This window comes from Halobacillus trueperi (assembly GCF_003386945.1).
GTDB classification, from domain to species: Bacteria; Bacillota; Bacilli; order Bacillales; family Halobacillaceae; genus Halobacillus; species Halobacillus aidingensis.
Window position 1 is genome coordinate 186,560 of record NZ_QUAE01000005.1, and the last position, 23,681, is coordinate 210,240.

General features: G+C 42.4%; 27 protein-coding genes and 1 other RNA gene. 5 read left to right on the top strand and 23 right to left on the bottom strand.

Annotation, left to right across the window (positions count from 1 at the left end; genetic code table 11):
• Positions 1-57: 57 nt before the first annotated feature.
• From DYE48_RS08840 to DYE48_RS08905, 14 genes are all read right to left on the bottom strand, one after another.
• Positions 58-591: a YqfQ family protein gene (locus tag DYE48_RS08840; protein WP_244157175.1), complete on the bottom strand. Its 534-nt coding sequence runs from the start codon at positions 589-591 to the stop codon at positions 58-60.
• A 44-nt stretch (positions 592-635) separates the two neighbouring features.
• Positions 636-1,340, bottom strand: a complete 705-nt coding sequence (locus tag DYE48_RS08845; RefSeq protein WP_115823292.1) for a uracil-DNA glycosylase — start codon at positions 1,338-1,340, stop codon at positions 636-638.
• 179 nt (positions 1,341-1,519) lie between these two features.
• The gene (locus tag DYE48_RS08850) at positions 1,520-4,633 is read right to left on the bottom strand and encodes an AAA family ATPase (protein WP_115823293.1); all 3,114 of its coding nucleotides are present in this window, start codon (positions 4,631-4,633) and stop codon (positions 1,520-1,522) included.
• A 1-nt stretch (position 4,634) separates the two neighbouring features.
• On the bottom strand, positions 4,635-5,789 hold the full coding sequence (locus tag DYE48_RS08855; RefSeq protein ID WP_115823294.1) for an exonuclease SbcCD subunit D: 1,155 nt from the start codon (positions 5,787-5,789) through the stop codon (positions 4,635-4,637).
• A 15-nt stretch (positions 5,790-5,804) separates the two neighbouring features.
• Complete coding sequence (locus tag DYE48_RS08860) at positions 5,805-6,023, bottom strand: YozE family protein (RefSeq protein ID WP_089652524.1); 219 nt, start codon at positions 6,021-6,023, stop codon at positions 5,805-5,807.
• A gap of 173 nt (positions 6,024-6,196) precedes the next feature.
• A complete protein-coding gene (gene tatC / locus DYE48_RS08865) occupies positions 6,197-6,919 on the bottom strand; it encodes a twin-arginine translocase subunit TatC (RefSeq protein WP_089652602.1) in 723 nt (240 codons plus the stop codon).
• Positions 6,920-7,030: 111 nt separating this feature from the next.
• Positions 7,031-7,219, bottom strand: a complete 189-nt coding sequence (tatA, locus tag DYE48_RS08870; RefSeq protein WP_089652525.1) for a twin-arginine translocase TatA/TatE family subunit — start codon at positions 7,217-7,219, stop codon at positions 7,031-7,033.
• 45 nt (positions 7,220-7,264) lie between these two features.
• A complete protein-coding gene (locus DYE48_RS08875; protein ID WP_089652603.1) occupies positions 7,265-7,441 on the bottom strand; it encodes a twin-arginine translocase TatA/TatE family subunit in 177 nt (58 codons plus the stop codon).
• A gap of 132 nt (positions 7,442-7,573) precedes the next feature.
• Positions 7,574-8,173 (bottom strand): molybdenum cofactor guanylyltransferase, encoded by a 600-nt coding sequence (gene mobA, locus DYE48_RS08880; RefSeq protein ID WP_115823295.1) that lies wholly within the window; start codon positions 8,171-8,173, stop codon positions 7,574-7,576.
• A complete protein-coding gene (locus DYE48_RS08885; RefSeq protein ID WP_115823296.1) occupies positions 8,173-8,667 on the bottom strand; it encodes a dihydrofolate reductase in 495 nt (164 codons plus the stop codon). The genes mobA and DYE48_RS08885 overlap by 1 nt, the downstream gene beginning before the upstream one ends.
• Positions 8,668-9,250: 583 nt before the next feature.
• Positions 9,251-10,210: a thymidylate synthase gene (locus tag DYE48_RS08890; protein WP_115823297.1), complete on the bottom strand. Its 960-nt coding sequence runs from the start codon at positions 10,208-10,210 to the stop codon at positions 9,251-9,253.
• The gene (locus DYE48_RS08895) at positions 10,197-10,814 is read right to left on the bottom strand and encodes an HD domain-containing protein (protein ID WP_115823298.1); all 618 of its coding nucleotides are present in this window, start codon (positions 10,812-10,814) and stop codon (positions 10,197-10,199) included. Before DYE48_RS08895 ends, DYE48_RS08890 begins: the two co-directional genes overlap by 14 nt.
• A 9-nt stretch (positions 10,815-10,823) precedes the next feature.
• Positions 10,824-11,678, bottom strand: a complete 855-nt coding sequence (locus DYE48_RS08900; protein WP_115823299.1) for a DUF72 domain-containing protein — start codon at positions 11,676-11,678, stop codon at positions 10,824-10,826.
• 110 nt (positions 11,679-11,788) lie between these two features.
• Positions 11,789-13,459, bottom strand: coding sequence for a formate--tetrahydrofolate ligase (locus DYE48_RS08905; protein WP_115823300.1), 1,671 nt, complete (start codon positions 13,457-13,459; stop codon positions 11,789-11,791).
• A 301-nt stretch (positions 13,460-13,760) separates the two neighbouring features.
• On the opposite strand from DYE48_RS08905, the gene cspD reads away from it, so the two are divergent.
• Positions 13,761-13,961: a cold-shock protein CspD gene (gene cspD, locus DYE48_RS08910; RefSeq protein WP_115823301.1), complete on the top strand. Its 201-nt coding sequence runs from the start codon at positions 13,761-13,763 to the stop codon at positions 13,959-13,961.
• A 218-nt stretch (positions 13,962-14,179) separates the two neighbouring features.
• Here the strand turns inward: cspD and DYE48_RS21480 are convergent, their stop codons facing one another.
• The gene (locus DYE48_RS21480; RefSeq protein WP_279629295.1) at positions 14,180-14,302 is read right to left on the bottom strand and encodes a hypothetical protein; all 123 of its coding nucleotides are present in this window, start codon (positions 14,300-14,302) and stop codon (positions 14,180-14,182) included.
• A gap of 437 nt (positions 14,303-14,739) precedes the next feature.
• Between DYE48_RS21480 and DYE48_RS08915 the strand changes: the two genes are divergently transcribed.
• Together DYE48_RS08915 and DYE48_RS08920 are read left to right on the top strand one after the other, a co-directional pair.
• Positions 14,740-15,417: a queuosine precursor transporter gene (locus DYE48_RS08915; RefSeq protein ID WP_115823302.1), complete on the top strand. Its 678-nt coding sequence runs from the start codon at positions 14,740-14,742 to the stop codon at positions 15,415-15,417.
• Positions 15,418-15,431: 14 nt separating this feature from the next.
• Complete coding sequence (locus tag DYE48_RS08920) at positions 15,432-15,839, top strand: ribonuclease HI family protein (RefSeq protein ID WP_115823303.1); 408 nt, start codon at positions 15,432-15,434, stop codon at positions 15,837-15,839.
• 12 nt (positions 15,840-15,851) lie between these two features.
• Here DYE48_RS08920 and DYE48_RS08925 read toward each other — a convergent pair whose 3' ends face one another.
• The 3 genes from DYE48_RS08925 to DYE48_RS08935 all read right to left on the bottom strand — a co-directional run bounded on the left by DYE48_RS08925 (position 15,852) and on the right by DYE48_RS08935 (position 18,152).
• Positions 15,852-16,139 (bottom strand): DUF6123 family protein, encoded by a 288-nt coding sequence (locus tag DYE48_RS08925; RefSeq protein WP_115823304.1) that lies wholly within the window; start codon positions 16,137-16,139, stop codon positions 15,852-15,854.
• Between the two features lie 419 nt (positions 16,140-16,558).
• Entirely contained in the window at positions 16,559-17,068 is a 510-nt protein-coding gene (locus DYE48_RS08930) for an isoprenylcysteine carboxyl methyltransferase family protein (protein ID WP_115823305.1), read from the bottom strand.
• A gap of 1 nt (position 17,069) precedes the next feature.
• The gene (locus tag DYE48_RS08935) at positions 17,070-18,152 is read right to left on the bottom strand and encodes a type III polyketide synthase (RefSeq protein ID WP_115823306.1); all 1,083 of its coding nucleotides are present in this window, start codon (positions 18,150-18,152) and stop codon (positions 17,070-17,072) included.
• 44 nt (positions 18,153-18,196) lie between these two features.
• Between DYE48_RS08935 and DYE48_RS08940 the strand changes: the two genes are divergently transcribed.
• Complete coding sequence (locus DYE48_RS08940) at positions 18,197-18,469, top strand: hypothetical protein (RefSeq protein WP_115823307.1); 273 nt, start codon at positions 18,197-18,199, stop codon at positions 18,467-18,469.
• A gap of 76 nt (positions 18,470-18,545) precedes the next feature.
• Here DYE48_RS08940 and DYE48_RS08945 read toward each other — a convergent pair whose 3' ends face one another.
• Positions 18,546-19,313, bottom strand: a complete 768-nt coding sequence (locus tag DYE48_RS08945; RefSeq protein ID WP_115823308.1) for an SDR family NAD(P)-dependent oxidoreductase — start codon at positions 19,311-19,313, stop codon at positions 18,546-18,548.
• A 124-nt stretch (positions 19,314-19,437) separates the two neighbouring features.
• Here DYE48_RS08945 and DYE48_RS08950 point away from each other — a divergent pair, with 124 nt between their 5' ends.
• Positions 19,438-19,992, top strand: a complete 555-nt coding sequence (locus DYE48_RS08950) for a hypothetical protein (protein WP_115823309.1) — start codon at positions 19,438-19,440, stop codon at positions 19,990-19,992.
• A gap of 41 nt (positions 19,993-20,033) precedes the next feature.
• Here the strand turns inward: DYE48_RS08950 and DYE48_RS08955 are convergent, their stop codons facing one another.
• The 4 genes from DYE48_RS08955 to gpsB all read right to left on the bottom strand — a co-directional run bounded on the left by DYE48_RS08955 (position 20,034) and on the right by gpsB (position 23,663).
• The gene (locus DYE48_RS08955) at positions 20,034-21,500 is read right to left on the bottom strand and encodes a carboxypeptidase M32 (protein WP_167449478.1); all 1,467 of its coding nucleotides are present in this window, start codon (positions 21,498-21,500) and stop codon (positions 20,034-20,036) included.
• Positions 21,501-21,572: 72 nt separating this feature from the next.
• A complete protein-coding gene (locus DYE48_RS08960) occupies positions 21,573-22,742 on the bottom strand; it encodes a THUMP domain-containing class I SAM-dependent RNA methyltransferase (protein WP_115823311.1) in 1,170 nt (389 codons plus the stop codon).
• 142 nt (positions 22,743-22,884) lie between these two features.
• An RNA gene (gene rnpB, locus DYE48_RS08965) (RNase P RNA component class B) lies at positions 22,885-23,259 on the bottom strand.
• Positions 23,260-23,354: 95 nt separating this feature from the next.
• Positions 23,355-23,663 carry a cell division regulator GpsB gene (gpsB, locus tag DYE48_RS08970; protein WP_115823363.1) on the bottom strand — a complete coding sequence of 103 codons (309 nt, stop codon included), beginning with the start codon at positions 23,661-23,663 and terminating at the stop codon, positions 23,355-23,357.
• Between the last annotated feature and the right edge of the window lie 18 nt (positions 23,664-23,681).

Here is a 23,681-nt window from a genome sequence, read left to right on the forward strand (position 1 = left end):
TTAGATATGTTCTTATTCTTGCTAACTCTACAAAAAAAATCAAGCTACACGCACAGCCTAAATGTATAATTTAGGCTGTGATGCACCTTGAGATCGTTTTTTCTCTTTTTTATCGAGAACACTCGTTGATTCCCATTCCTGAGAAACAGACGGTTTCTTACTGCTTTCGTCCAATGGTACCAGACTCTCATCATCATCGTCTGGTTCATTCATGATTTTCATCATATTGATCATTGCTGGAATGTTTTTCAGCATCGGTCCGTATTGCTGCATCATTGGTGCTGCCGATTGCATGGCTTTAAGGGCAGTCTGCATATGACCAAGCCATCCAGCTCCTCCTGTTTTTGCAGCTGTCCCTGCAGCACCAAGAGCCTGTGCACCAAAACCAGTACCTCCACCTCCACCGAGAACTCCTGGGAATCCGGCGCCGAAACCTGTATTTCCTAAAAAGCCTGGAGCTCCAAAGCCGCCAAAACCCCGGCTGCCCGCATTTAGATACGGGGCCATCGAGCGCATCATTTGCGGTGCAGCTTGCTGAAACCCTGGGAACTGGCCCATAGGAGGGAAAGGCGGTTGACCTGTCGGAAACATAAAAACCCCTCCGAAACGTTAGAATACTCTAGCATATGCCTTTTTTATGAACTGGTTTGGGCTCCTGTCTCTATGTTAGAAGGTGGTAACGACCAATCCACCGGATCCATCCCGTTGTTGCATAGAAAAGTATTCGCCTGAGAAAATGGCCGACTACCGAAAAAGCCTCTATGTGCGGCAAATGGACTGGGATGAGACGAAGTCAGCACTAAATGTTTTTCTCGATCAATAAAAGAGCCTTTCTTTTGTGCATGTTTCCCCCACAAAAAGAAGACAACCGGCTTCTTTCTTTCATTCAATGCTTGAATGACTGCATCTGTGAATGTTTCCCAACCTAGCCCTCTATGCGAATTCGGTTCCCCTTCCCTCACTGTTAAGACATCGTTTAAAAGTAACACCCCTTGGTCTGCCCAAGAATGAAGGGAGCCATGACCTGGAGGTTGAACACCCAGATCCTCCTTTAGTTCTTTGTAAATATTACGAAGGGATGGTGGGATACGGTTGCCTGGCCGGACTGAAAAACTTAGCCCATGAGCCTGGTTCTTTCCATGGTAAGGATCTTGACCAAGAATCACTACCTTTGTTGATGCATAAGGTGTGTGTCTTAGGGCTGCGAAAACATCATCATAGGCAGGATGGATGGAATGGGTTTTGTATTCCGTCTCTATCATACTCTGCAATTTTTTAAAATAATCTTTAGTAAACTCTTCGTTCAGGCGATCTGCCCAATCATTGGCTGGTTGGATCATCTGAACACCTCCTTCATGAGCATTTCCCGCTGGAAAGTTCAGATATTTCCCGGGCAAGCGCAGAATATGACACGTATCTTTGTTTATTTGCTTATCATGAACAGAGAATTTGGGGAGTACTGTTGAACATTGGCGCTTTTCAGACAAGGCAATTCGAAGAGTAGGAAATATTCCTACCTTTATTGAAAGACAAATTCAACTTTCGATCCTTCCGGGCCGGCATCAATCTGCAATTTCGCAGGGATTTCCTCTTTCAATTGCTGCACGTGAGAAATAATACCGAGCATCCGATTGCCGTCCTGCAGACTTCTCAGGCAGCCAATCGCTTGTTCTAACGAAAGATCATCCAGTGTTCCGAAACCTTCATCGATGAACAGTGTGTCCAACTGCACACCACCGGCGTGAGCCTGGACGACATCAGCCATTCCAAGAGCTAAACTTAAGGATGTTTTGAATCCTTCCCCGCCAGATAATGTCCTTACTGAACGCTGCTGCCCTGTATGATGATCGATCACCTCAAGATCGAGTCCACTTTGAGCCCCGCGCTTAGCGATAGCATCGCTCCGGATGAGTTGGTAACGGTGATCCGTCATCTGATCGAGGCGCAAATTGGCCTGTATGAGGATTTCATCCAAATAAGAAGCCAGCACATACCTCTCCAATGAGAGGCGCAAATGATTGTCCCCGTTAGCAATCTGAGCTAACTCAGCGATATCATAATATTTCGCAGCCAGCTCCCCTTGTTCTTCCACAAGCGCCCGTATGTTTTCTCGTATAGATTCATTTTGTTGCAGAGATACGTTTAGATGATTCACGACTTCCCGTTGCGCGTTCAGTTTTTCCTGCATTTCTTCCAATTTCTCTTGAGCGGCGTTTAATTCTGGCCTTTCTTTTTCTTTCAGCTTTTGGTTCAACTCTTCCAGTCGCTCATTGACGACATGCACCCTTTGTTGGTACTGCTGGATTTCGTTTATCATTTGTTCCATCTTTTGAGGCGCTCTAATGGCGGATTGATATTCCTCGACTGATTCAAAAGAAAATTGAACAAGCGTTTGATCAAATTCCGTTTTCCGTTGTTCTAGAGCCTTTTTTCCTTGCTCCAAGTAGTTTTGTCCTTCTTCTACAGAAGTTTGGATCTTCTGCCATTCGTCCCGTTTTCTTTGATATAAGCTTTGGATATCTTTCCATTTCTTATCTGCATCTTTATATAAGTTTTCAAGCTTGGCCGCTTCTTCAACTAATTCACCAGGATGATCGGTCGTGGAAGACACGTTTTCTTTTAATGATTCCAACTCTGTTTTTCGCTTGGTTTGCTCCTGTTGTTGGTCATTGATGGTTTGCTGTAGCGCGTCTTTTTCTTTTTGCAGCGATTCCAATTGCTGATCCATTTGGTCCACTTTCTTCTCGATCGTTTGAATATCTTCTATTTTTTCTTTAAGGTCGTTATATTCTTCTAGGGTTTTTTTCATATCATCAGAGCAGGTCTGTCTTTCTTCTTGTATCGAATCTTCGGAGAGTTCGTGCTCCACTTTTAAATCGCTCCAGATGCTTTCCGTCAATTGACGCTGTGCTTCTCCTTCAGATTTCACCTGGATCAAATCATCCTGTACCTTCTCGAAGGATCGTTCTGCTTCTTTATGACGCTCCCTAAGACGGTCCACCTGTTCTTCACTCATCACCTCATCCGGTTTTCCTGCCAGATCAGGGTGTTCAGATGAGCCGCACACAGGACACGGTGTGCCATCACTTAAATGTAAGGATAGGGTGTACGAATGATGTTTTCTAATATCATCCAGCGCTTTTTCATAAGTCTCCTTCAATGACTGTAACGTTTGTTTTTCTTCTTGATAGTTTTTGGAAATAGATTGATATTTCGTGCGTAGCTTGGACAATTGGAACCACTCTTTGGATAAGCGCTCAACGGTTTCTTTTCTGATTTTCAAGTTCTGATAAGACTGCTTTTTCTCATAAGCCGCTTCTCTTAAAGACCTTTCGCCTTTCATTTTTTCTTTCATCCATTTCGTGTCTTCATGAATCTTTTGTTCCGTTTCCTTTAAATCTGAGAGGGAACGACGGTTCTTGTTCATCTCCTTTTCGAGATTTTCTAGTCCTTGATTCTTTTTCAAAAACTCTTCCAAATGCTCTTTTTCTCTTAATTTTTGTTGCCAGGCTTCTCTTAACCTGTCACGATCTTCTTGTAGATCCGCTTCCTTCACATATTTTTCATGAATATCATGAAACTCTGACTTCACACGATTGTATGTTTCTTCTCTTTCTTTTTGAGTCGAACGAAGCTGATCAAGTTCTCTTTTTCGTTCTTCGTACTGCTTTTCATAGGGCCGGACCTCCGCTGCCTGTTTTGCATCGGCATGCTCTTTCTCCAAATCTTTGATGGCAGCCGAATTTTCTTCGAGTTTTTGTTCCTCAATGGACAACCTGTCCCTTTCTTCAAAAAGATTCAGGAGCTGCTTTGATTCATAGTACTGGTTTTGCAAGTGATCTGTGTTTTGCTGAAGCTGATGCATATAGGCTTTTTCATCAGAAACCAATTGTTTCTGATGAGCGATTCGTTGACTCAATCGTTCCCGGACTTTTGAGAGTTCCTCGTTTTCCAATTGAGCATCTGCCTCTTCGCCCCAAACGATTCTCTCTTTCTCCTGAGAAATTTTCCATTCAAATTGATTGATCTCCGTTTCCAGTGCCTTCGATTGTTTCTTGAAGTAGTCGGTCACTTCTGCGAAAAACTCCGTTTTGAAAATGCGCTGTAAAATTTCTTCTCTCTCTTTACTGTTTTCAGAGATTAACTTTCGGAATTCTCCTTGTGGAATCATGATCATTTTCCGAAATTGTTCATAATCAAGACCGAGAATTTCTTCAATGTATTCATTCACTTCTTTGATTTTCGATGCTACCAGTTTCTCTTCTTCGTCTTGAATGATATAAAAATCGGCACGGGCAGGGTCTTCTTTCCATCCCTCACCACGCTCTTTTCTTTTCATTTGTTTTGGCATCCGCACAATGCGATACGTTTTACCTCTTAGTTCGAAAGTGAATTCTACATAGGTTGGCTCTCCTGAATCTGCGAAATGACTGCGCATCGAGTCCTGGTCCCGATCGCTGCCACTCGCACGTCCATAGAGGGCAAAGCACATCGCATCAAAAATCGTTGTTTTTCCTGCGCCTGTAGGACCGGTAATGAGGAAAATCGACTCTTCTCCTAAAGTTGTAAAATCAACCACCTGCTTATGACGATAAGGACCAAAAGCTGCCATTGTAAGAGTGAGTGCTTTCATCTTATTTCCCCCTCTCTTCTTTTCTCAGCTTATCTATGGCTTGTTCGATCAATTCTTTCCGTTCTAGCGGGATCGATTCCCCTTTAATGTCTTCATAAAAAGAAGCGAAAAGATCGGCGTGTGATAGTTTTTGACGCTTTTTGACTTCCTGCAGTTCTTCCATTTGCAGGTTCGTCTTTGACCTGCGTCTTTCCAAGTGAAGAATATTCGGGTACACCTTTCGTAATTTGCCCATGGGATCCACAAGCTGCCCATCATCTAAGAGGCGCACATGTAAGTAGTTTTCGGGATTTCCAGTGGCTTCTCCAATAAGCAGGTCTTCAAAATAACCTTCAATGACTTCGAAATCTCTTAGCGGCGTAAGTGGAATTTTTTCTAATTCACAAGAACCTTCCCGATCCATATCAATCAGCGTCACAGATTTCGCATGATTGACTTCAGAAAACGAATATTTCAAAATCGATCCGCTGTACCTTATATAATCCTCCGTCACTCTCTGAGGCTGATGAAGGTGACCGAGGGCGACATAAGAAAAAGCATTGAATAAACGGGCATCCACATAAGGACTCCCACCAATCATAGACAAGCGCTCTTCAGATTCCGATTCCATCCCCCCGGCTAAAAAAGAGTGGCCAATCCAGACATGACGATCATCCATGTTAAAGCGTTGCTCGATATCCCGGATCAGAACTTCTGCTGCCTGTTGATGAGTTTTAATAGCTTCATCTTCAAACACATACGCCACTTCAGCAGGCTCTACATAAGGGATGAGATGAAAATGAACAGGTCCGTCTTGATCGTACAACGTGACAGGTTCTCTCTCTTTTTGTAACATCGTATCTAAGAAGAGCCCTTGCTTCCTGAACATTTGACTGCCGAAGTTCAACCGATCAGGACTGTCATGGTTACCCGAAATCGCAAGAACAGGAACCTGGAAGTCATTAATGAGAGTCGTCAACGTTTCATTCAGTAATTCCACCGCTTGTTTTGGTGGGATGGAACGATCGTAGAGATCCCCTGCAATAATGATGACATCCGGCTTTTCTCTCTCTACAATTTCAACGAATTGCTGAAGAATATAGCGTTGGTCTTCAGTCATATGTACATAGTTCACGATTTTTCCCAAATGCCAGTCAGCCGTGTGTAAAATTTTCATGGGTTCACCTCTCTTTTATTCTTCTTCTATTTTGTATTTCTCATATAATTGATCAAAAACGGATAAAGCAGAAGGAAATGGTGCATTCCACTCTAAATAGGAACTGATTTCATCATAAGATTTCGCCTGCTTCGGGAAACTGTGGTCATCGAACATCCATTCAGCGAGTTGTTTTTCATCATTATTTTTCTTGTTCCCTCTGTATCTCATCATATAGTGGTAAAAAGATCTCATCGGATTTGTTCCTCCTCGCATATTCCTACATTATTTTTATCATGTTCCGGCCTGTACAGCAAAAGATAATAGTGTAAAAACAAAAATCTACACCTTTTTGAAAATGTTAAAATAAAAAGCCCAGAGATGTGCATCTCTGGGCCACTCCAAGTGCCTCTTTATTCTCTGAATATCTATTCTTCAGATTCCATGAATTCCCGGTGATTTTTAAGCTTCTTACGGTAGACGATCCTCGATAGGATGATGCTTACCTCATACAAGAGAATCAAAGGAACCGCAACCACCAATTGCAGGATGAAATCCGGTGGGGAAATGATGGTTCCGATAATGATCAAGATAAAATACGCATATTTCCGTACTTTCACCAGAAAGACTGGATTGACGATGCCGAGGCTCGTCAAGAACATGATGATGATCGGTATCTCAAATAATACCGCAAAAGGAATTGTTACTCTGAAAAGAAAGCGGAAATATCGCTCGACCGTATAAATTTCATTGAACATTCCATTATTGAGGGACAAGAGAAACGGCAGAATCAACTGAACAAATACGATGTAGCCAAATGTGAGACCCGCAAGGAACAATAAAAAGATCGCGGGCACGTAGGAAAGCGAAACCCTCCGCTCTTTCGGTGTTAAGGCGGGTTTAACGAATAACCATATTTGTAACGATAAAATGGGCAATGTCCCAACGATCGCTACAAGGCTTGCAATCGTAAAAATGATCCAAATGATTTCACCTGGACTCGTCATATTCAATTCAAACGGTAAATCTTTAATGAAAAATGTTTGTATTCTTTCAACATAGATAAAGCCTACAATGAAGAAAGTGATAAAAAAAGCTAACGTCCATAATACGCGTTTTCGCAACTCACTCAAGTGATCGGTGACATTCATTTCGATATCCTGAGTTATCTTTTGTTCTGACACTACATTCACCTCCAGGCTGATAGGAGCCTGACAAAAAGAAGATGTAAGGGAAAGCCCCTTACACCTTCTTTATTCATTTTATTCTTTGGTTTTCTTTTCTGTCTTACTGCTTTCATCATCAGACATAATGTCGCCTGTAGCTTTCTTGAATTCCTTAAGGGAACTACCGAACGCCTTCCCGATTTCAGGAAGTTTTGAAGGGCCAAAAACGACAAGTGCGATGATTAAAATCAGAATGAGACCTGGTACACCAATGCTTGATAACATGGTCAATCACTCCATTAGTTATGTCTTAAGAAAATTATGCTTATGTTATTTATTCGTTTTTTCTTCACTAGAGTCACTTGTTAGATCACGAGCAGAGTTTTTAAATTCTTTCAACGTTTCTCCAGCAGCCTTCCCGATTTCAGGCAATTTCTTCGGGCCGAAAATGACTAACGCAATCGTCAAAATCAAAATCAGACCTGGTATTCCGATACTTGACAGCATGTCCATTCACCGCCTTCAACACGTACTTTAAATCTATTTTACAAGAGTAGACAAAGAAAAGAAACAACTTCACCTAAAATTTCTTACCATCTTTATCTTTCCTATCATATCATGCCCTGTATTCTATTGTCTCTACCTCTTCCACTTTTTAAACAAATCTCTTGCTAACGCGTATTCCCCTGGTGTGTTCATATTAAAAAAGTGCATGGAAAGTTTCTCGTGATCGATGCCTGGATAAGTAGACAATTCTTTTGTTTTAATATCATCAAAAAGCCCTCGGACTTTCCTGCCGCCTTGAGATAGATAAGACTCAAGTTTGTCTAAAATACGGATATGATACACTCCGGAGATAGGCTGAAATCGACCATCATAGACAGGAATTACCGCATCAACCGTTTCACCTGCCTCTTGGATTAAATGACGATAAACCTCTTCACTTACGAAAGGAGTATCACACGCAGCCAAGATAAACCAGGTGGCCGGCTTTTCTTTCATGACCGCATGCAATCCAGCGAGGGGGCCTGCATCTTCGTAAATGTCCTCGACGACCGGGAAAGGGACGTTTTTTCGTGCATTCTGGTTCACTATGATGGTGTCGGTTACCTTTGAAAGAGTCGAAGCAATCAACTCCAATGAGGTTATAGAATCGAAAGTCAAAGAAGATTTAGCGGTCCCCATTCTTGTTGATCCTCCCCCATTGAGAATCACTCCACACAAATCCTTTTGTTTCATCAGGAGCTCTTCCGGTCGTAGGTACGGAAATAATAGTCATACGGGTTCTTTTCATCTTTCAGACCCTTCGTCTCAGAAACAAGGGTCCACTCGGCTTCGTCATATTCCGGAAAATAAGTGTCCCCCTCAAAGCTTGCATCGATATAAGTCAAATACATACGGTCCGCATAAGAAAGCATTTTTTCAAAAAGTACACTTCCACCGATCACGAACCATTCTTTATCCGGATTATTCTTCTCCATTTGAAGAATTTCATCAATGGAATGGATCACTGTACATCCTTCACGGTCATAATTCTCATTGCTTGTAATAACGATGTGCTCCCGCTCAGGAAGAGGTTGTGGAAAGGACTCAAATGTTTTCCTTCCCATAATGATTGTTTTCCTCCATGTGGTGTCCTTGAAAAATTTAAAGTCGTTCGGAATATGCCATGGTAAATCATTGTCTTTCCCAATCAATCTGTTTTTATCCATTGCAAATATGAATGAAATCATCCTTAACACCTCTTTATTAAGATTTGCTTTATTAAACGCTGGTTTTATTTATTGGTTATTAAAGTATATGGCAGGATTAAGGAAGACTCGATTTCGAGACGTTTGTGAGATTCTAGGGGCTGCGGGAAAAGGCTCGCTTTCCATGGGGCGGGCGCTGAGACTCCTCGGACTATGTCCTGTGGGGTCTCAGCTGGCCCGCATATCCCATAGGAGTCTTCACCGTTTCCCTCCGCCCCTTTACCATATGATGTTCTCGAAATCCCTTCTATAGTACCCTGCCTAGTTATGTTGTAAAGTCCTGTTTAAACCGCGTCAGTATAGGATTCTATCTATGAAAGTTCCTGTTCCTGGAAGGTAGTTTCGAGAACCTCTTACAGCAAGGGACTACGGGGGATGGGGAGACTCCTGCTGGAAGTGAGTGCTTGGTGAGACCCCGCAGCAGGAAGGCAGTCCGAGGAGGCTAAGTGCGCTCCCGCGGAAAGCGAGTCATCCCCCGTAGCCCCAACCTTGCTCATCAAAAGTCTCGAAACTGAGTCTTCAACTAAAGGAAGCTTATATTGAATTCGCGATAAATTACTTCATGTTAAACAGCTACTGGAGCTTTAATGCTTGGATGGGGATCGTAACCTTCGATGGTGATATCCTCCATATCGAAATCAAATATACTTTCTTTTTCCTTGTTCAAGGACAAGGACGGCAGGGTTCTAGGTTCTCTCGATAATTGTTCATGGATCTGATTCATATGGTTGCTGTATATATGAGCATCTCCAAGAGTGTGAATGAATTCACCGACTTCCAATCCACATTCATGGGCGATCAGGTGGGTTAACAACGCATAGCTTGCAATATTGAACGGTACTCCTAAGAAAATGTCCCCGCTCCTTTGATACAACTGGCAGGATAACTTACCATCTGCGACATAAAACTGAAAAAGGATATGACAAGGTGGCAAAGCCATGTTTGAGGGAACATCCTCCGGGTTCCATGCGGTTACGATATGTCGTCTTGAGTCAGGGTTATTTTTGATGCTTTCTACCACATTTTGAAGCTGATCGATGGTTTCGCCTCTGCTTGTTTCCCATTCCCTCCATTGCTTTCCGTAAACCGCGCCGAGGTCACCGAACTCTTTTGCGAAGGCATCGTCTTTTAGGATTTTCTCTTTGAACGTGTCCATCTGCTCTTTGTATTGCTTTTTGAACTCCTCATCCTTCTGGCTGCGGAGTCCAAAATCAGTCATGTCAGGGCCTTGATAGTCTTCACTCTCCACCCATTTTTGAAAGGCCCACTCGTTCCAAATGTTATTCTTATTTTCCAATAAATAGCGGATGTTCGTATCCCCTTTCATGAACCATAACAGTTCACTAGCAATCAGCTTGAAAGGAACACGCTTTGTGGTCATGAGCGGAAAACCTTCTTGAAGATCAAACCGCATCTGATGTCCAAAAACAGAAAGGGTACCGGTTCCTGTTCGGTCTCCTTTTGAGTTTCCTTCTTTCAACACGTGTTCACACATATTTAAATAAGCCTGTTCATTCTTTGACATGGCTGGTCTCCTCTCTGCATTCTTGTTCACGGTAGAACTCTTTTAAGTATTGAAGCATAAATTGATGACGTCTTTCCGCTTCTTGCTTTCCACTTTCGGTATGCATCAATTCTCTTAGTTTCAAAAGTTTTTCATAAAAATGGTCAATGGCATCCTTTTCCTCTCCCTTATATATCGGTTGATTGATGGTACCACCAAAAGCAAAGGCTCGTGCAATGCCGACCGCTCCGATGGCATCCAACCTGTCAGCATCTTGGAGGATTTCTCCGATTCTCGAATTCGGAACAGCTCCTTTTGAAAAAGATACCGTTCGGATCGCATCCGCGATCAGATCGACCTCTTTTTCTGAAAAACCGACATCCACAAGGAGTTTATCCCTTTGAAGAATCGCCTGTTCAGGATTGGAGAACAATTTATGATCTCCTACATCATGAAGGAGGGCTGCCACTTCACATAAAAATGGATCATCACCCTCATTGACCGCGATGTATTTCGCCCATGCGGCCACGCGTTTCATGTGGATGTCATCGTGGCCACTCGTATCATCACGAAATAGATCATTAACGAAATGCCTGATTGTTTCCAGTGCTTCCCTTTTGTCCATGATATCCTCCTAAAAGTTGAAAAGGTCCATTTGTCGTGGATTAAGATCTTCATACTTGATATCAAGAAGCTCCTGCATTTGCTTAGCATTATCTGCGGCATCGCCACCTGAATTGTTGTTAAACAAAAGAGTGACCTCAGGTGTCATTTTTTCGAGCTTTAACGCCTGATCTTTCCACTCCTGCAATTCTTCCTCATTGTACCTATACAAAAAGCGGACGCTCCGCCAGTCTTTACGACCATTTTTGTTCCAGCCGTGAATATTTCGTCCATGAAAACGCACCAATGTCTTTTCAGGATGGGTAGGTACAAGAATGCGTGGTACAGAGCCTTCTCCTGCTTGTGGTTCGTCACATATGCTGTGAATCCATTGCTGATCTTTCATGAAAGATAATATTTGTTCATAATAGGAAGGCTCAAACCACGTACGGTTTCTAAACTCCAGTGCCAGTGGATAATCTTCCATCCACTCCCGGATATAACGAAGTTTTCTTATGTTCTCTTTTCGCACATCAAACCATGGCGGAAATTGAAATAATAAAGCGTACACTTGTCCGCTTTCCCATACGGGCTGGATCGATTCTTCATAACGCTTCATCAAATCCTTCGCTTCCTGAACCGTCCTTGATTCTCTGTCATGACCTGTCAACTGTTGAAATGCTTTAATGACAAATGAAAAGGACTCAGGCGTTTCCTTCATCCATTTTTCATACCGGGAAACGGGTTGGATTGCATAAAAGGCTGTATCTACTTCAACCACAGGAAAGTGGGAAGCATAAGCGGATAATTTCTCCTCAGGTCTTGTCCGGTCCGAATAAAGAGCGGGGTGGTCTCCCCATCCAGTCAAACCAATGCGTATTGTCACCTGTAATCCCCCTTACCTTCGATTAACCGTTTTTTCCCTGTTTCATTTTCAAACCCATATATAAAATGGTCGGCTTGAATGATTATAGCAGATCATTGCCGAGCCTTGTATCAGAATAAACCATGGATAATGCCCTTGTCATCTACATCCATCCGCAAAGCGGCAGGCTGTTTAGGCAACCCTGGCATGGTCATGACGTCCCCCGTTAAAGCGACAAGGAAACCGGCCCCTACTGATGGATAGATCTCTCTGACGGTTACCCTGAAATTTTGCGGACGCCCCAGTTTTTTAGGATCATCAGATAAGGAATATTGAGTTTTAGCCATACAAACAGGCAGATCTCCAAATCCGAGTTCTTTCAGTTGACGAATCTGTTTCTCAGCTTTTGATGAAAAATCAACACCTTCAGCTCCATAAACGTTCGTCGCAATTTTACCGATTTTTTCTTCGATCGAATCTTCCAATTCATAAATATATTTCATAGGAGCGGTTTTCTTCTCACAAGCACCCATCACTTTTTCTGCCAGGTCCAAACCACCTTCACCACCTTCGGCAAAGACGTTTGTAAGGGATACCTCCACCCCTTGTCCTTCACACCATTGAGTAAGAAACTCAATTTCCCGATCTGTATCTGAAGGGAATTGATTGATCGCCACAACAAATGGAAGTCCATACTGGTGGATGGTTTCCATGTGCTTTTTCAAATTTCCGATCCCATCCTTTAGAGCTTCCATGTTTTCACTCTCAAGCAACCCTTTTTCCATACCTCCATGCATTTTCAAGGCCCTTATCGTAGCTACAATAACAACTGCATCAGGTTCAAGATCACCTGCTCTTGTTTTAATATCCAAAAACTTCTCTGCTCCAAGGTCAGCTCCAAAACCAGCTTCTGTTACCACATAATCTCCAAGTCTTGCAGCTAAGTTTGTGGCCATCACACTGTTACATCCGTGGGCAATATTCGCAAATGGTCCTCCATGAATAATGGCTGGTGTATTCTCAAGGGTCTGGACAAGGTTTGGTTTGATCGCATCCTTCAAAAGAAGTGTCAAAGCCCCTTCCACTCCTAATTGTTTGACTTGAACTGGCTCTTTATCATAGGTGTATCCAATGACAATTTCAGCAAGTCTTTGCTTCATATCAGTAAGATCTTTCGCTAAACAAAGAATGGCCATAATTTCTGAAGCAACAGTGATATTGAAACCATCTTCTCTCGGAACTCCTTTCACAGGGCCACCAAGACCAACAATCACTTCCCTTAAAGCTCTGTCATTTAAATCCATCACACGCTTCCACGAAATTCTTCGGGGATCGATGTTGAGTTCATTTCCTTGATGAATATGATTATCGATAAAAGCAGAAAGTGCGTTGTTCGCTGATGTTATGGCATGGATATCCCCGGTGAAGTGCAGATTGATTTCCTGCATCGGTACAACTTGGGAATAGCCTCCTCCCGCTGCCCCACCCTTAATTCCCATCGTGGGGCCAAGGGAAGGCTCTCTCAGTGCGATCACAGCACGTTGATTCAGCCTGTTCAAGGCTTGTCCCAATCCGACCGTTACCGTGGATTTCCCTTCTCCAGCAGGTGTCGGGTTGATCGATGTCGTTAAGATGATTTTCCCCTTTTTTCGATCCGAAAGTTTATTCAACAGTTGGTCCGACAATTTAGCCTTATAGTGTCCATAAGGTTCCCAGTCTTCCTCTGATAAGTTCAACTGTGCAGCTATCTGATGGATTGGTTTCATATTAGCTTCCAAAGCAATTTCTATATCGGATTTCATTGAAGATCTTTCCTTTCCTTATGTATCTTCTATCATTGTACCTGACTCTCGTTATGAGTTATAGTACCCCATCCTGGGAAGCGGTTACAAGTTGTTGAAATTTATTAGAAGCAGAATGTTGACGCTCCTTTTTTCATACGATATATTTGAGGTAAGCAAATAACAAGATCGGAAACATAAATGACAGGTAACTCCTCATAGAAGTGCTTCGGAATTTATTGTTCCGACCTTCTATGAGGTTTTTTCGATCTGATATTTGTAATTTCCACGTTTTACGTGCAAGATTTAGGAGGAACAAATCATGCAAAATGGTACAGTCAAATGGTTCAACGCAGAAAAAGGTTACGGTTTCATTCAAGTTGAGGGTGGAGACGACGTATTCGTACACTTCTCTGCTATCCAGGAAGAAGGCTTCAAATCTCTAGAAGAAGGTCAAGCTGTTACTTTCGAAATCGTAGAAGGCGACCGCGGCCCACAAGCTGCGAACGTTGTGAAAGAATAGATGTTTCATCAAAAGCAATCTCCCCGGAGATTGCTTTTTCTTTACACTCTAACGACCAACAATCCACATAACTCCCCCACTCAATATTGAATATTAGCTCCCGATTGTGGAAGACTCCATTTCGAGACTTTTGTAGAGTGGATGGGGGCTGCGGGGAATGACTCGCTTTCCGCGGGAGCACTAGGGCACATACCGCGCATCCTTAAAGGAAGCCTGGCCTATTTGAAATAATGAATGACAATTCCTGGCCATGGATACGGGGTCAGGGAAACGACGATTTGCAGTGCTTTGAAGCAGTCAGTAGAAAAACACACACGTTCATGTCTCCATTCGTTTTTCATGCGGACGTTTCCCAGACCCTGTTCCCACGCCTTATTCTTGCTGGATCTATGGTCAAAACGACTCTATAACGGCGTTGGCGAACAGGGCTTTTTTACAGAGCTCGGGAGATTACTGTTAGAGGGATTTCGAGAACCTCGTATGGTAAAGGGGCGGAGGGAAACGGTGAGACTCCTATGGGAGTGTGGGACAGGTGAGACCCCGCAGGACGAAGTCCGAGGAGGCTCACCGCCCGCCCCATGGAAAGCGAACTGTTTCCCGCAGCCCCTACACTTCCACAAAAGTCTCGAAATCAAGTCTTACACAATCCTGCCATATTATTGAATAAGGGCAATGGTTCTTGTCAAATGGCTCGTACCATCGTATAATGGATCGCTGTTGGTTCTATTTGCCCGCGGTTCGGGAACTCCCGCGATACCAAAACTAAGGAGGAAATACGATGAGTAACGAAGTACTTTGGATATTATTTGCACTAATTAATTTCGCATTACTAATTGGAGTTTATCGATTGTTCGGAAAACCTGGCTTATTTGTGTGGATCGGAATGTCCACCGTCCTTGCCAATATCCAAGTAGTCAAAACAGTAGAGATGTTCGGCTTAAATGCCACTCTAGGAAATATTGTCTATGGAACAGCCTTTCTAGCTACCGATATCCTTAACGAGAAATACGGGAAAAAAGAGGCGAGAAAAGCTGTGTGGATGGGCTTTTCCACATTAATCATTATGACAATCATCATGCAGTTCGCCATTCTTTTCAATCCTGGCGAAAACGACATCGCTCAACCAGCGTTGCAGGCTTTATTTGGTCTTGTTCCAAGAATTGCACTTGGCAGCATGCTTGCTTATATTGTAAGCCAATATTTTGATGTATGGTTATATGCCAAACTGAAAAAGCTCTTCCCGTCTGATCGTGCGCTTTGGATCAGGAACAATGGGAGTACGATGATCAGTCAATTGTTAGATACGAGCATTTTTTGTTTCATCGCTTTTTTCGGTTTGTATCCTTTCGAGATTTGGCTTGAGATTTTCCTAACAACCTATATCATCAAGTTCATCGTGGCAGCTTTGGATACACCATTCTTTTATATGGCCAAAAAAATGCCGCATTCTGAATGAGGAGGTCATGTGCTATGTTAGAAGTGTACACAGACGCTGCCTGCAGTGGAGAACCTGGGCCAAGTGCTGCAGGAGTGGTCATTAAACAAGGCCAAAAAACGGAAGAATATCAATTTCACTTAGGGACTTGGACGAATCATGAAGCGGAGTTCCTAGCAATCATCCATGCTTTGCAAATTTGCAAGAAGAAGTATCCCGGAGAAATCATTTCGATCAGGTCTGATTCAAAAATCGCCGTAGATACCATGGATAAACGATACACAAAGAATGAGAAATTCCTTCCCTTGTTTGAAAAGATTATGAACCTTGAAGAAAACTTTTCCTATGTTTTTTATAAATGGATTCCTGACAAACAAAACAAAAATGCAGACCGCCTTGCCAGAGAGTGTCTGCAGACGAAACAAACCCCAGATCAGCAGTGATCTGGGTATTTTTTATTTGCGTGTGGTCCTTGCAATGGAAAGTTGTTCTTCAATGGATTCATAAGCCTTTCTTTTACTAGTAATGGATGGATTCGAAATAAGTTCTAAAATACTAATGAAAAAACTTGGGTCGAAGGACTGTTGAATTTTCAAAGTCATGTTTACAGCTACAATGGTTTTCCATTCAGGAGCATTAGAAGAGTTATTCCCAAAATATATAAATTGTACATCCTCATCACTCAATTTAAACCCCTTACTCCAAAGGTCTTCTAAGAAGTAAGCTAACGTGTTTCTATCCATAATACTCTCCTAACCTTATCCGTCATCGGTATGTATTTTCGACATTTTTCTATATCATAACAAAAAATTCGAAGTTATCGGCAGTCCGACCTGAATTTTTCGCGATTTTTTCATTCCTTTCAACAATTTCAACCATAAGAAAAGCCAGGTGCATTCACCTGGCTGAAACGGTCCGTTCATATCTTTTTTTGTGGTAGAAATGAGAACTTTGGTTTTTCATTCTGAAGACATTCATCACGGTTTGAGCAGGGACGCTTCCCAACTTAGCTAATACGAAAATCATCAAACTACTGTAAACGGCGACCGTTAACATTATGAAAACCACCATTTTTGTTCTCACCTTTCTAATTGAAAATGAATTTCATTTCTAATTAGAATCTTAACAAACATTCAAGAAATGAGCAATGTTTTTTGCACATTTACATTCGTTCCTGTAATGCCCTTTCCTCGGCAGGAATTCTCACCGTGAGGACAAGCAAGTGTAGGAATGGGAAAATCAGTGCCGTTAAATAAGCATGAAACAACACAGGGATGACCATCAATTCAAAAAAGACGATCACGTAATTCGGGTGTTTCACAAACCGGTAGATCCCCTTCCGAATGGGCTCTTCATCCGGTAATACGAGAATTCTCGTATTCCACCGTTTTCCTAAAGTTCGAATGCAAGCGATTCTAAGAATCTGTAACACGAAGAATCCAGTGAGCGCGATATAAAAAAATGGTTGCTGAACATATGGAGTCCAAACGAACTCAGCAATGACACATACAAAAAATGAGCTGTGTAAAAGAATGAACAAGAAATAGTGACCTTGCCCCCACTCCTTTGCACCTCTTTCCACCATCCACTTACGATTACGATTAGCCAGGGCAAGTTCGCCTAACCGCTGAAATATTAAAAAAGCTAAGATCATCCATAAAAAAATCTCCATTCTATTCCCACTCCAAACTGACAATTTCTGAACTAAATCCAGGTCCGAGAGAAGTCATGATCGATTTCGTCCCTTTTTCATGTTTCGTCTTTAAGACTTCATGCAGCACAAAATGTACCGTTGGGGAGGACATATTCCCATGAGCGGATAACACCTTTCTCGGAATAGTTAAAGCCTCCTCATTCAAATCAAATACTTCCTCGTAGGCTTCCAACACTTTTCTACCGCCGGGATGAGCAACAATGAAAGGCAGGTCTTTAACGAGCCATCCATTGTTGTGTACGACTTGTTCCGCATGTACACTCCAAAATTCCTTGACTAACCGGGGGATACTTTTATTAAAAATAACTTCAAAACCTGTATCTACAACCCTCCATCCCATCACATCTGTACTGTGAGCTTTTGTTCTGGAACTGGAATTGATAATTTTGGGAAGAGGATGCTTTTTTTTCTTCAATAAGAGGGATTGGTCCCCCGCTACTAAGACAGCGGAAGCTCCGTCTCCAAATAAAGCAGTACCTACGAAATTGCTCACTCTGGCATCCTCCGCCTGAAAGGTCAAGCTGCAAAGTTCTGCACAAATAACAAGAACATTCTGATCCGGATGGCCGAGCAGCCATTCATAAGCTTTAGCGACACCGCTTGTTCCTCCTGCGCATCCAAGCCCAAACAAAGGCGTTCGTTTCGTATCCTCCCTGAAACCGAGTTCATTCATAATATAAGCATCGAGGGTAGGGGTGGAAATGCCAGTGGAAGAAACAAAAATGAGATGGTCGATATCTGCTGTAGAAAATTCATTCTCTCCCGTTAGGTTCTTTAAACAAGAAGCGACCGCTTGTAAACTGTAGGCTAATGCTTTCGTATGGTATAAATGGTTCCTCTCTTCTAATCCATGATTTTCTTTAAACCACTCTAATGGAGCAGCGAATTGCCGCTTTTCAATATTTGCGTGTTCAAAAATCGGCATCAACCTTTTTTTCTCGTGATCTTTTAGAGGAAACAATTCATAAACGAGCTCTTGAACATCGGATTGATTACAGGAATAGTCAGCACATTGAACGCCTGAAGATAGTATGTATGGCATTTTCATCCTCCTTTTTTTTACTATGTACAAAAAAGGAGGAAATTATGTCTGGAAATGGCGTCTTTCGCGGCACGATGGTCCTATGTCAAATCAATCTATTTTGGAGAGGATTCGGAGATCTTTTAAACAGTCTATTACTGCCTGCCTTACTCAATTCTAAGCATGAACTGTCCATTGATATCACTACACCGACGGTCATTGTAAGAAAAAGAAAGGTGGAAGATTTCAGTAAAGGATTTCTGATCCCTTTGAGCATTGAACAGGAACATCAACTTTCTTTGATTCTAATAATTGAAGAAAAACCATGGATGACATAGCAAAAGCGCCATTTTCTTATGGCGCTTTTGCTATGTCACGCTATGGAGCTCACACCCAGGTGAGTAAAGGGTTCGATTAAAATCCGTAAATGGTCATACCTCCGTCAACAAACAACGTCTGACCTGTCATATAATTTCCAGCGTCTGAAGCTAAGAATACAGCGGCACCGCTCAATTCCTCTAATTTACCAATCCTTTTCAGTGGTGTTCGTTCAAGAATTTCCTGGACATAGGATTCATCCTGAAGGAGTCTTTCTGTGAGCGAGGTTGGAAAATACCAGGGGCCAATCGCATTGACATTGATATTATATTTCCCCCATTCAAGGGCCAGGTTTTTCGTCATTTGGATAAGCGCGCTTTTCGTCATGGCATAAACGACTCCCGTACGTAAAGCTGTATGGCCCCCGACAGAAGAGATGTTAATAATTTTCCCCTTCTTAGAGGATTTCATCACTTGACCTGCATATTGAGACAGAAAGAAAGCACTGCGCATATTCGTCGATATAATCTGGTCCCATTCCTCCTCTGTTACCCTTTCTGCTTCACTTCTGATATTCATCCCTGCATTATTGACCCATATGTCAAGATCCCGCCCATCACGAACGTTCTCAACCTCCTGGATGATCTCCTTATAATCGTTAATATCCTTACAGATGATTGACGCCTGTTGTCCAAGCTCTTCCACTTCTTTTTTTGTCTGTTCAAGGTCTTTCAAGTTTCTGGCGATCACAATCACATCCGCACCAGATTCTGCAAAAGCGAGAGTGATGGCTTTACCAATTCCTTTCGTTCCTCCTGTAATCACAGCAAGTTTTTTTTCTAATCTAAAGTCTGGTAAGTACATTTCAATAGCCTCCATCAATAGTGTTGAATTTTCAGTATAGTATAACATTTTTGCAATTTCTTTACATAAGGGAAAGCCTGACATAGAATGAAAATCGTCAATAGAAAAAAAGGGGGTTGTCTGTATGAAAAAATGGTTGTTAGCTTTAGGTCTTTCCGGAGCACTTGTTTTAGCAGGATGTAACAATGACACGGAAGAAGGCACAAACGCAGACACAGAAAACCAGACAGAAGACACGACAGAAAATCAGGAAAATGATGAACAAAAGGTGAAGAAAGAATTGCTCAGTGCTCAAATGGCTCTGACGAACACTTTCAAACCATATCAACAGAAAATTTCTGCTTATAAAGCAGCTGTCTCAGCAGAAGAACCTGATCCAGAAGCGATCCAATCTGCAGCTGAAGAAGCTAAGACAGCAGCAAACGAAGCTTCTTCCATGGTCGACAATTATACAGTTGAAGCTGATCTACCTGAAGATGTCATGACAAAATTCGAAGAAACGCTGCCTTCCCTTCAAGCTTATTATGAAGGTGTAGAGAAAGCATTGAATGAAAACACGGAAAATGCTGACTTTACGGAAGCTGAAGAGAAATTCACGGAATTCAACGATCAGTTCAATGAAATCCTTAAAGAAGCTGGTTTCCCAGCAACTCCAGATTTGATGGAAGAAATGTCTTAAATAAAGCAAAGCCCGGCTTATCCAGCCGGGCTCTTTTCATGTTAAAACTGATAGATTTTTTTATATTTATTTGTTAAATAATCTATAAGATGATCAGGATTCAATCCTTCACCAGTAATGTCATTTAAGATTTGCAGCGGTTTTTTCATTTTTCCATACTGATGGACGTTTTCCGTCAGCCATTCCTTTATTTTGTGGAAGTCGCCTTCTTCAATGTAACGATCCACATCAATTTCTTCTCTCATCTTGGAGTTCAACTGGGCCGCATACATGTATCCTAATGCATAGGATGGAAAGTAGCCGAAATCCCCACCCGACCAGTGAATGTCTTGAAGGACTCCTTCAGAATCACTCTCAGGCGTGATTCCAAGGTAGTCTTCCATCTTTTGATTCCACAGTTCAGGGAGGTCCTTCACTTCAATTTCACCAGCAATCAAAGCTTTTTCCAACTCATAGCGGACCATAATGTGCAAACAATACGTCAACTCGTCCGCTTCAATCCGAATCAAGGATGGTTTCACTTCATTGACAGCTGGATAAAACTTCTCAAGGGGTAAGTGTTGGAAGTGTTCAGGGGCATAGGTCTTGAACAAATTATAATGATTTCTCCAAAAGCCTTCACTACGAGCGATGAAATTCTCCCAAAACAAAGATTGTGATTCATGAATACCCATGCTAGTCCCGTCCGCAAGTGGTGTAAAAGCAAGCTTTGGATCGATGTTCTGTTCGTAAAGGGCATGTCCTCCTTCGTGAATCGTTCCAAAGACAGCTGTCCGGAAATCTTTTTCGTCGTATTTCGTTGTTACCCTCACATCATTGGTATTCAGTCCGATCGCAAAAGGGTGCACCGTCTCATCTAAACGTCCGGCATCAAAATCATAACCCATACGCTCTAAAATCGCTTCACTGAACTCAGCTTGGCATTCTTTCGGGAAGTGGCCCTGCAGGACTGAGGGGTCAGGTTGATTTGGCGCTTCTTTGATCTGTTTAAGAAGAGAAGATAAAGCTTCCCTCACTTTTGGAAACACTTCATCCAGGACCTTCACAGTTACTCCCGGTTCGTAATTGTTCAACAAAGCATCATAACGATGGTTTTCATATCCCCAATAATCTGCGAATTTGCGGTTGTACTCGACCAACTTTTCCAAGTATGGGCGGAAACTTTCGAAGTCGTTGTTGCTTTTCGCCTCTCCCCACATGGATTCAGCTTTGGTTTGGAGCGTCACATAAGCTCTATACTCATCGGCTGGAATCTTAGCCGTTTTGTTGTACGTTTCCTCCGCTTCTTCCACCGCTCTTTTTAAAATGGGATCTTGGGTCTTTCCTTTCAGTTCATCAATATAATGGCGCATTTTCTCCGAGGTCTGAATCTCATGAACTTTTTGGGACATGACCCCGATCACTTCCGAACGACCTTCGATTCCTTTTCGTGGGGCTTTTGTTCTCATATCCCAAGCCATCAGCCCGATCGCTTCCCCATAAGCCGATTGTTCTTTTAATAGCTCCATAAATTTCTGTTCGGTTGTTTGACTCAAATCTACCTCTCCCCTTCACCTAAATGAATAACTTTATCAAACAAATTAGAAACCAAATCCTTTGCCATTGTCAGGCTTCGATTTTGGCTTCCTTCCGAAATATTGATAATAATCCGTTTTGATAAAGCCATTGAAGAGCTTCCGTTTTTTAGTGGCAGGCTTACCGTAAAGTTTCTCAAATCCTTCATGAGAAGTAAGAATGTACACACTCCAAGATGGATGATCACGCATAATCGTACCAAGGTTGCGATACATCTCTTCCACTTCTTCCCGCTCACCCATACGCTCTCCATAAGGAGGATTAGACACGAGGTACCCGTTTTCCTGCTTCGGTTTGAAATCACTCATCTGCATTTGTTTCCAAGTGATCAATTCTCCGAGTCCTGCTTCCATTGCATTTTTTTTCGCGATTTCAATCAAGTCGGGGTCAATGTCAGAGCCAAAGATTTGAAGCGGCTGGTCATAATTCGCTGAATCTTCCGCTTCTTGAAACGCATCATCCCAAACCTTCTGCGGTATGAAACTCCAATTCTCTGAAGCGAATTCCCTGTTAAAACCAGGTGCGATATTCTGACCAATTAATGCGGCTTCTATGGCAATCGTCCCTGAACCACAAAACGGATCCACAAACGGTTGGTCAGGGGTCCAATTTGTAATCTGTACGAGTGCAGCGGCTAGTGTCTCTTTTAATGGCGCCTCCCCTTGGCCTACGCGATATCCTCGCTTATGCAGTCCACTTCCCGATGTATCAATTGTCAATAACGCTTCATCCTTATGAATCGCCACTTCTACTCTGTAAAAGGCCCCGGTTTCTTTCAACCATGAATCAATGCCATGTTTGACCTTTAATCGTTCTACAATCGCTTTCTTAACAATCGATTGACAATCCGGAACACTGTATAGCTTCGATTTTACCGATTTACCAACAACCGGAAATTCTCCGTCTTCCTCTATAAAAGTTTCCCACGGCAATGCCTTCGTGTTTTCAAAAAGTTCATCAAATGATGTGGCTTTGAACTTTCCAACCAGCAATTTGACACGATCCGCTGTTCGAAGCCAAAGATTGGCTCTCGGTATTGCTGAAACGTCCGCTTCAAATACAACTCTTCCATTTTCTATCTGAATGTCTTCATAGCCTAAAGCTTTAACCTCTTTACCCACTATGGCTTCAAGTCCCATAGCTGCCGTTGCAATCAACGTAACTTTTTTCGACATAATGAACCTCCTTCATATGTAGCATGAACAAACAAAAACGATTTCCTTCACTAATAAATGCTTTACAAAAAGAAAAAACCCTTCTAAAAAGCATACGGCTTTTCAGAAGGGTGTCATCTGTATCATTAGCGACCTTTGAATACTCTGTAAGCCATGTTCTGTGCCATTGTACTGCAAACGGTGGTCAACCTCGTACTCCGGTGGCAATCATCTATCTGCCGTCAAACGGCCTCTTCTCTGGTTCATTTCCCATTGAAAAGTGCCCCTACCTATATTTGGGTTGCTCGCTCGTGGGGTTTACCTCGTTCCACCCGAAGTATTTCTACTCCGGCTCCGTCACTGTGGCACTTTCAAGGTAGTCATTCCATATCAAAGACTTAGGAATTTTCCCTGCCGTAAGTTCTAAAGAACTCCCTTGACTTATGGTTTCGTCAAGCACGAACACTACAAGCATCTCAGCTTGTGCGAGCATGGACTTTCCTCTGTATAGAAACCTATACAGCGATTACCCGAGTATTCAAATGAGCATTAACATTTGTCATTACGCCTCTTAAGACGTGCTAAACCATTATAACAGACACTTACACGCTTGTCATTGGAAAAAATTGAATACTAGTCAGCGTATTTATTGCCAAAAACAGCCTTCTCTAAGTTTGAAACACGCTTCAAAATATCATAATTCACTTGATGATTATTCGTGGATGGTTGCCTTTGTCTCTGTGTCGTTTCACGTGATGACACCTTCTTCAAACGGTCATTTTCCTGCTGTAGACGTTCAATTTCCTGCTGAAAACGGTCATAATCCTGAATGATCAAGTCCAGATACTCATCTACTTCTTCCTGGTTATACCCTCTCATAGACGTTTTAAAGTCTTTCTCAAGTATATCCTTACCGCTTAAATGATACTCTTCTAAGTTCATTTTTCTCACCTCTGTTTC